Origin of the sequence: Sulfurihydrogenibium sp. (genome assembly GCF_027448985.1) — a bacterium.
In the GTDB taxonomy this organism is placed as follows: Bacteria; Aquificota; Aquificia; order Aquificales; family Hydrogenothermaceae; genus Sulfurihydrogenibium.
Genome location: NZ_DAIDMN010000071.1, coordinates 1 through 7,399, shown reverse-complemented (window position 1 = coordinate 7,399; position 7,399 = coordinate 1). Strand labels below are relative to the sequence as shown.

General features: G+C 33.6%; 11 protein-coding genes. 5 read left to right on the top strand and 6 right to left on the bottom strand.

Going from position 1 to position 7,399, the window contains the following annotated elements; genetic code table 11:
* Positions 1-263 precede the first annotated feature (263 nt).
* Genes rfaE2 through NE054_RS06395 form a run of 6 tightly spaced genes read right to left on the bottom strand, consistent with a single transcriptional unit; the run spans position 264 to position 2,957 of the window.
* Entirely contained in the window at positions 264-713 is a 450-nt protein-coding gene (gene rfaE2, locus NE054_RS06420) for a D-glycero-beta-D-manno-heptose 1-phosphate adenylyltransferase (RefSeq protein WP_297889938.1), read from the bottom strand.
* Positions 714-716: 3 nt separating this feature from the next.
* Positions 717-1,049, bottom strand: coding sequence for a hypothetical protein (locus NE054_RS06415; RefSeq protein WP_297889936.1), 333 nt, complete (start codon positions 1,047-1,049; stop codon positions 717-719).
* Positions 1,042-1,377, bottom strand: coding sequence for a LysR family transcriptional regulator (locus NE054_RS06410; protein ID WP_297889934.1), 336 nt, complete (start codon positions 1,375-1,377; stop codon positions 1,042-1,044). The genes NE054_RS06415 and NE054_RS06410 overlap by 8 nt, the downstream gene beginning before the upstream one ends.
* Positions 1,378-2,181, bottom strand: coding sequence for an A24 family peptidase (locus NE054_RS06405; protein WP_297889933.1), 804 nt, complete (start codon positions 2,179-2,181; stop codon positions 1,378-1,380). It abuts the gene before it with no gap.
* Entirely contained in the window at positions 2,171-2,677 is a 507-nt protein-coding gene (locus NE054_RS06400) for a phosphate-starvation-inducible PsiE family protein (protein ID WP_297889932.1), read from the bottom strand. Before NE054_RS06400 ends, NE054_RS06405 begins: the two co-directional genes overlap by 11 nt.
* Complete coding sequence (locus NE054_RS06395; RefSeq protein ID WP_297889931.1) at positions 2,646-2,957, bottom strand: ATP synthase subunit I; 312 nt, start codon at positions 2,955-2,957, stop codon at positions 2,646-2,648. The genes NE054_RS06400 and NE054_RS06395 overlap by 32 nt, the downstream gene beginning before the upstream one ends.
* A gap of 61 nt (positions 2,958-3,018) precedes the next feature.
* Between NE054_RS06395 and NE054_RS06390 the strand changes: the two genes are divergently transcribed.
* The 5 genes from NE054_RS06390 to NE054_RS06370 all read left to right on the top strand — a co-directional run.
* Positions 3,019-3,462 (top strand): TraR/DksA family transcriptional regulator, encoded by a 444-nt coding sequence (locus NE054_RS06390; RefSeq protein ID WP_297889929.1) that lies wholly within the window; start codon positions 3,019-3,021, stop codon positions 3,460-3,462.
* The gene (gene gatA, locus NE054_RS06385) at positions 3,462-4,919 is read left to right on the top strand and encodes an Asp-tRNA(Asn)/Glu-tRNA(Gln) amidotransferase subunit GatA (protein ID WP_297889927.1); all 1,458 of its coding nucleotides are present in this window, start codon (positions 3,462-3,464) and stop codon (positions 4,917-4,919) included. Before NE054_RS06390 ends, gatA begins: the two co-directional genes overlap by 1 nt.
* Positions 4,920-4,921: 2 nt before the next feature.
* Complete coding sequence (gene trmD, locus NE054_RS06380) at positions 4,922-5,686, top strand: tRNA (guanosine(37)-N1)-methyltransferase TrmD (protein ID WP_297889940.1); 765 nt, start codon at positions 4,922-4,924, stop codon at positions 5,684-5,686.
* Positions 5,679-6,014 carry an Hsp20/alpha crystallin family protein gene (locus NE054_RS06375; protein ID WP_297889925.1) on the top strand — a complete coding sequence of 112 codons (336 nt, stop codon included), beginning with the start codon at positions 5,679-5,681 and terminating at the stop codon, positions 6,012-6,014. The genes trmD and NE054_RS06375 overlap by 8 nt, the downstream gene beginning before the upstream one ends.
* A gap of 21 nt (positions 6,015-6,035) precedes the next feature.
* A partial coding sequence (locus NE054_RS06370) for an LON peptidase substrate-binding domain-containing protein (protein WP_297889923.1) occupies positions 6,036-7,399 on the top strand: 1,364 nt, incomplete at its 3' end.

Genomic DNA, 7,399 nt, shown 5'->3' with positions numbered 1-7,399 from the left:
CAGTGGTAGTTTTACTTTATGATACCACTGGAGGTTTTTTATTTCATCTTTTTTTCGAATTGGAAATTAGGGTTATAATAAAATTTTTTAAAAATTTCAACCGGAATATGTTTTTTTCCGTCGACCTCCAATCCTGCAAAAAAACCCTGGACATCGACGGTTTTTATTTATCAATACCTTACAGTTTTTGCATCTCATTTGCATATGGTTATTGAGACAAATTTTTACCATTTTGGATAGGACGACGGAGTTATAACGAAGTTTTATAAATTCCTTATTTTACTTATTATCTTAGAAGTTGATATGTCATATACAAAGTCTATTGTTAGGACTTGTCCGCCGTAGGATTTTACAAAGTCCGCCCCAACTATGTTTTCTATCTTCCAATCTCCACCTTTTACCAAGACATCCGGTTTTATCTCTTTTATCAGTCTTTCCGGAGTGTCTTCTTCGAATATTACCACTAAATCTACCGGTTTTAACGCTGAAAGGACTTTTTTTCTTTGGTCTTGGGGGTTGACTGGTCTGTCTTTTCCTTTCAGTCTTTTTACAGATTCATCACTGTTTAATCCTACAACCAAAAAATCTCCCAATGATTTTGCTTTTTCTAAGTAATCAACATGCCCAGCGTGGATTATATCAAAACAGCCGTTTGTAAAAACTATCTTTTTTCCTTCTTTTCTTGCTTTTTCTACTATTTTTAAATAATCCATCGTTTACCTCTTAGGAAAAATTAAGATAAAGTTTAGTAAAAAAACCGGAAAAGTCATCAAAAAGTATAAACTGTTGTTGAAAATCAAAGATGTTAAAAATCCTACCAAAGCCGGAATATAGGCTACTGTCAGTAAAGTGTTGTATTTTTTATCTTTATTTAGAATTAAAAAAGCCGGAGTTGTACTTACTAAAAGTATCAAAAAAGATGGAAAGGATATTAAGGAAAAATCCGGATTTAATGGAATTTTCAGTAAAATCAAAAGTGCAAACAAAATAAAAATAGAAAACAAAACTCCAAAATATTTCTTTCTTTTTTCTATCAAATCTTTATTCAATTTTCAAACCTTTTGAAGCTTTTCTCTTTGCTCTTTCAAACTCTTTTACAACTTTTTCAAACTCATCTAAAAGCTGTTTGCCATACTCTGTTAATCTTGAACCTCCACCACCTGGACCACCTCTGAATGTCTCAACTATCTTTTTTCCGGCTCTTTTTTCCATAGCATTTAGAAAGTATAAAGCCTTTCTGTAAGTTATTCCCATATTTTCTGCTGCTTGTCTTATTGAGCCAGTTTTCTCTATCTCTTTTAAGAGTGTTTCTCTTCCAAGTCCTATCAATATTTCTCCATCTTTTTCTATCCAAACTTTGTACTTTACTTCAATCATTTAAAATCCCCCAAAGTAGAAGTTGTATATTTTTTCTCCAAAGAATAGGTATATAACTCCAGCTAAAGCTAAAAATGGTCCAAATGGAATTTCTAACTTCATAAAGTCATCAGCTTTCTCCTTCTTCATAAAATACAAAGATGCAACCAGTCCTAAAACTGAGCCAAAAAATATTGTAAATAAAGCACCAAACCATCCTACATAACTTCCTACAAAAGCAAGAAGTTTAACATCTCCAAGACCAAGCCCTTCTATCTTTCTAACTTTTAGATAAAAGTAAAAAATTAAAAATAAAAATCCAGCACCAACTACCGCTCCTAAAAATGAATTTATCAAAGGATTGAAATCTTTTAGTTGAAAACTCTTTATTCCTGCATAAATCAAACCTGATAAAAGACCAAGGTAGTTTATTTCATCGGGAATAATCTTAAAATCCCAGTCTATAAAAGATAGAGCAATCATGGAAGCCAAAAAGTAAAAAGCAAAAATAAAATCAACTGTAAAACCAAACTTCAAATAAGAAACCAAAGCAGAAACACCAGTAATAAATTCCACAGTTGGATACCTTACAGATATAGGAGTTTTACAGAATCTACATTTTCCCTTTAAAAATATGTACGATATAACAGGAATGTTATCGTACCATTTAATCCGGTTTTTACACTCAGGACAGGTTGAAGGTGGATAAACGATGGACATTTCTCTTGGCATACGGTATATTATTACATTTAAAAAACTCCCTATGGAAAGTCCCAAAAAGAAAATTGCTAACATTTTAATCAGTTCATAAACATTAATCTCCATTGCCTTTTTCTCCTGAGGATTTTTCCAACCTTTCCGTATATACCACAATCAATCTTACCAACGCAAAAACAAAAAGAGCTACTATATAGTAGTAGGTTTCTTTTAACTCTTCACCTTCAGCTGTTGATATCAAAACTGACCTTATCGTCCCAGCTATGGCAGTATCTATAAAAAGGTTCAAAGATATTCTTTCCCCTTTGATTAAGTTTATTTCAGCTTTTAGTAAAGAAGATAAAGGCCAAAGTAAAATAGCTGTACCAAAAAGCCTTAAAGCACTACCACTTATATTTTTTTTAAATTCAATAATATTTTTAACTAAACCAATAAAATCATGAACAAACCAAGCAAAGATAGCCAAAGAAACAATAACAATCAAAACAGCTAAAAACAGGTGGATAAGTCTATCAAAATTTTCTAAAAATCCAATAAGTGTGTTGTCAATATTTGATAGCTTTTCTACAACTTTATTCTTTATCCGGATTATTCTCTTTTTCAACTTCTTCCTCAAGTTGTTTTTTAAGTTGTTGTCCTTTTTTTACTAAAAAAACAATCTGAAAAACTGTAAACCCTATCAAAACCGATATAACTCCTTCATACTTCCCTACAAGATAACCAATCAAAGCAGCTCCAATTGGAATAGGTACCCTAAAAACCATACTCATCAGAATTTTGTTCTTTTGAGCTCCGTAGGTACCGATACTTTTCCACATATGCCAAAAATACATCAATCCTGATAAAAAACCTAAAATGAAAAGAAGAATGTATACAAGTATCAATAAAAACTCCTTTTATCTTTATGGTAAAATTATTATAACATCAAAAAAAACGGAGTTTGACATGGAAAAAGAAAAACTTAAAAAGTATAGAAATCTTCTTTTGAAAAAAAGAAATCAGATTTTACAAAGGTACTTAAAAAAAGAAGAAACTCAAAAAGTTTTGACGGACCAATCAGCAGAGCCAAGAGACATTGAAGAGTACGCTCTTATAGATGTTACAGAAGAAGTGTTAGGGCAACTTTCCGATGTAGAGATAGAAATTATAAGAGCCATAGACGCTGCTTTAGAAAGAATAGAAAATGGAACCTACGGCATATGTGAAGTGTGTGGAAAAGAGATAGAAGAAGAGAGATTACAAGCCGTTCCATGGACAAATCTTTGTATCCAACACGCAAAAGAAAGAGAGATGTATGAAGAAACTCCGGATTTAAGATACAAAGAGTATTTTGATAACCTCTTTTCAAGAGAAAAACCAACATCAGAAGAAGAAGCAGGAGAGCTGTAATGAGTCTATGGAAAAAATCAGCGTTAGAACTTTCCAACCTTATTAAAAACAAAGAAGTTAAACCTTCTGAGGTTGTAGAATCTTTCATAGAAAGAAAAAGACAGGTTGAGCCAAAAATAAACGCATATGTAAGCGATTTAGAAGAGCTTGCATTACAGATAGCCAAAAAAAGAGACCAAGAGTTAACTAAACTTGAAAGCATTCCGGATTTATTCGGAATACCAATAGCCATAAAAGATAACATATCTACAAAAGGTATAAAAACAACTTGCTCTTCCAAAATGCTTGAAAACTTTATACCTGTGTACGATGCAACGGTTGTAGAAAAACTAAACAGTCAAGGATATGTTATAACCGGAAAAACAAATTTAGATGAGTTTGCTATGGGTTCATCTACTGAAAACTCAGCGTTTTTCACAACCAAAAACCCTTGGGATTTAGAAAGAGTTCCGGGAGGTTCTTCAGGTGGTTCTGCTGCGATTGTGGCAGCTTCTGCTGTACCACTGTCCCTTGGGTCCGATACAGGAGGCTCAATTAGACAACCAGCTGCCTTCTGTGGAATAGTAGGACTCAAACCTACTTACGGAAGAGTTTCAAGGTATGGACTTGTTGCTTTTGCATCATCATTGGACCAGATAGGACCTTTTTCAAGGACTGTAGAAGATACAGCACTGATTATGAACGTAATATCCGGAAAAGACAACAGAGACTCAACATCAAAAGATATACCTGTACCTAACTACTTAGAAGAAATAAAAAAAGATGTGAAAGGACTAAAAATAGGTATTCCAAAAGAGTTTTTCACAGAAGATTTAAATCCTCAGATAAAAGACCTTATCTTTTCAGCTGTAAAACAACTTGAAAAAGAAGGAATGTTTGTAGAAGAGATATCCCTTCCCCATACAAAGTATGCTATAGAAACCTACTACATAATAGCACCAGCTGAAGCATCATCAAACCTTGCAAGATTTGACGGAGTAAGGTACGGCTACAGAACGAAAGAGTACAAAGACCTTGAAGAGATGTACTCTAAAACAAGAGATGAAGGCTTTGGAAATGAAGTTAAAAGAAGGATTATGATAGGAACTTATGTCCTTTCATCCGGATACTATGACGCATACTACCTAAAAGCCCAAAAAGTCAGAACTTTAATATACCAAGATTACATAAAAGCATTTGAAAAGGTAGATGTAATTATCACACCAACAACTCCCGATGTGGCATTTAAGATAGGAGAAAAATCAGCTGACCCTATTCAGATGTATCTGTCTGATATATTTACAGTATCTGCAAACATTGCAACCGTTCCAGCAATAAATGTTCCATGTGGATTTAAAGACAACCTTCCAGTAGGTATGCAGATAATAGGAAAACCATTTGACGAAGCAACGATATTAAAAGTTGCTTACAGGTATCAAAACATATACAGATTCTATGAAAAAATACCTATGGAATGAGTTTGAGATTTTTTGTTTTAACAATTTTTCCAGATTTTTTTGATTGTTTTAAAAAATACGGAATAGTCAACAAAGCGTTAAAAACCGGAAAAGTTCAGATAAATACGATAAACCTTAGAGATTTTACGGAAGATAAACACCGGACCGTTGACGATGTGGTTTACGGAGGCGGTCCGGGAATGCTTTTAAAACCAGAGCCAATATTCAAAGCTTACGATTACTTAAAAACAGTATCACAAAACCCTTTCGTTTTAATAACAGAGCCATGGGGAAGAAAGTTTGACCAGCAGTTTGCAAAAGAACTGTCCCAAAAAGAAGATGTAGTTATAATATGTGGAAGGTACGAAGGTGTTGATGAAAGAGTAAAAACTATAGTCCACCAGGAGGTTTCCATCGGGGATTTTATTCTATCGGGAGGAGAGACAGCAGCTTTGGTGATAATGGACAGTGTAATAAGACTTCTTCCAGAGGTACTCTCAGAAGAAGAAAGTCTAAAAGTAGACTCTTTCAGTGATGGACTTTTAGGTTATCCAAACTACACAAGACCAGCAGAATTCAGAGGAATGAAAGTACCAGAGATTCTTTTATCAGGAAACCACAAACTGATATCCCTATGGAGAAGATTCCAACAGCTAAAAAGAACCTATGAAAAAAGACCAGATTTGTTAGAAAAAGCCAATCTATCCCTTGAAGACAAGAAAATGCTAAACTATATTTATAAAGGTAAAGACTTTGAAGATTACATAAAGGGAGAAAAAATTGATTAATTTGGAAAAACCCCCCATTGACGTTTTAGAGAACGAAGATGCCTACATCGTTGTAATAGATATTCCGGGAGTAGAAAAAAGTGATATAGAGATAACGGGAGATGAAAACTCAATAACAGTAAAAGCATTTAGAAACCAGCCATTTAAAGGTAGATACCATATAGTGGAAAGATTCAACGGTTGGATAAAAAGAAAAATAAAATTCCCTCAAACCATAAATCTAAACCAAGCAAAAGCCCATTACGAAAACGGCGTTTTGACGGTGTATTTACCAAAAACGAAAAATCAGTTTATAATAGATACTTGTTTTAAAATCTACATACCTTAAACCAAACCTTCAGGAGGAAGAATGGAAGAAAAAAATTTAGAACTACCTTCTAAATATCCATTGATACCAACAAGAGATATAGTTGTTTTCCCTTATATGGTTATGCCACTTTTTATAGGAAGACCATTTTCCATAAACGCTGTAGAAGAAGCTATAGACAACAACAACAGATACATCTTTTTAGCCTTACAAAAAGATAAAAACATAGAAGAACCTACGATAGATGACATTCATCCTATAGGTGTTGTAGCAACTATCATAAGAATGATGAAGTTAGAAGATGAAAGGGTAAAGATACTGGTCCAAGGTGTAACAAGAGGAAAAATAAAATCTTTAAAAAGAAAAAACGGATTTTATCAAGTAGAAGTAGATATTTTAGAAGACGAAGAAGTAGAAGAAACAATAGAGATAGAAGCTTTAAAACACTCTACAAGAGATTTGATAGATAAAGCAATATCCCTTGGCAAACAGATTATTCCGGATTTGGTAGAAATAATAAAGTCAATAGAAGAACCCGGAAGACTTGCTGATGTTGTAGCATCGGTGTTAGATATAAAACCAGAAGAAGCTCAAGAAATACTGTATATACTTGACCCTGTTGAAAGGTTAAGAGTTGTCCACGACAAACTACTGAAAGAAGTTGGTATATTAGAACTTCAACATAAAATAAGAGTCTCTGCAAGAGAAGCAATAGAAAAAGACCAAAGAGAGTACTTTTTAAGACAACAGATAAAAGCCATTCAGGAAGAACTTGGAGAAAGAGATGAGAAAAAAGAAGAGATAGAAAATTATAGAAAGAAGATAGAAGAATCCGGAATGCCAGATAACATCAAACAAGAAGCAGAAAAACAACTTAAAAGACTTGAAAAGATGCATCCGGATTCAGCGGAAGCAGGTGTAATCAGAACGTACCTTGACTGGTTAGTTGAACTTCCTTGGAACAGAAGAACCAAAGACAGACTTGATTTAAAAATAGCAAAAAAAATACTGGATGAAGACCATTACGACCTTGAAAAGATAAAAGAGAGAATACTTGAATACTTGGCGGTTTTAAAATTAAAAAAACAAAAAACAAAAGACTCATCTATAAAAGGACCAATTCTTTGCTTTGTAGGTCCTCCGGGAGTAGGTAAAACATCTCTTGGAAAATCAATCGCAAAAGCATTAAACAGAAAATTTGTCAGAATATCTCTTGGTGGAGTTAGAGACGAAGCTGAAATAAGAGGACACAGAAGAACATACGTAGGAGCTATGCCAGGTAAAATAATTCAAGCTATAAAACAAGCCGGAACAAAAAATCCGGTTATAATGCTTGACGAAGTAGATAATTTTCTATCTCTTCTTTTTTCTCATCTCTTTCTCCAAGTTCTTCCTGAATGGCTTTT

Excerpts from the sequence above, each read along its gene's own strand:
- rfaE2 (WP_297889938.1), bottom strand. The coding sequence starts at position 713 with ATGGATTATTTAAAAATAGTAGAAAAAGCAAGAAAAGAAGGAAAAAAG.
- NE054_RS06410 (WP_297889934.1), bottom strand. The coding sequence starts at position 1,377 with ATGATTGAAGTAAAGTACAAAGTTTGGATAGAAAAAGATGGAGAAATA.
- NE054_RS06405 (WP_297889933.1), bottom strand. The coding sequence starts at position 2,181 with ATGGAGATTAATGTTTATGAACTGATTAAAATGTTAGCAATTTTCTTT.
- NE054_RS06390 (WP_297889929.1), top strand. The coding sequence starts at position 3,019 with ATGGAAAAAGAAAAACTTAAAAAGTATAGAAATCTTCTTTTGAAAAAA.
- gatA (WP_297889927.1), top strand. The coding sequence starts at position 3,462 with ATGAGTCTATGGAAAAAATCAGCGTTAGAACTTTCCAACCTTATTAAA.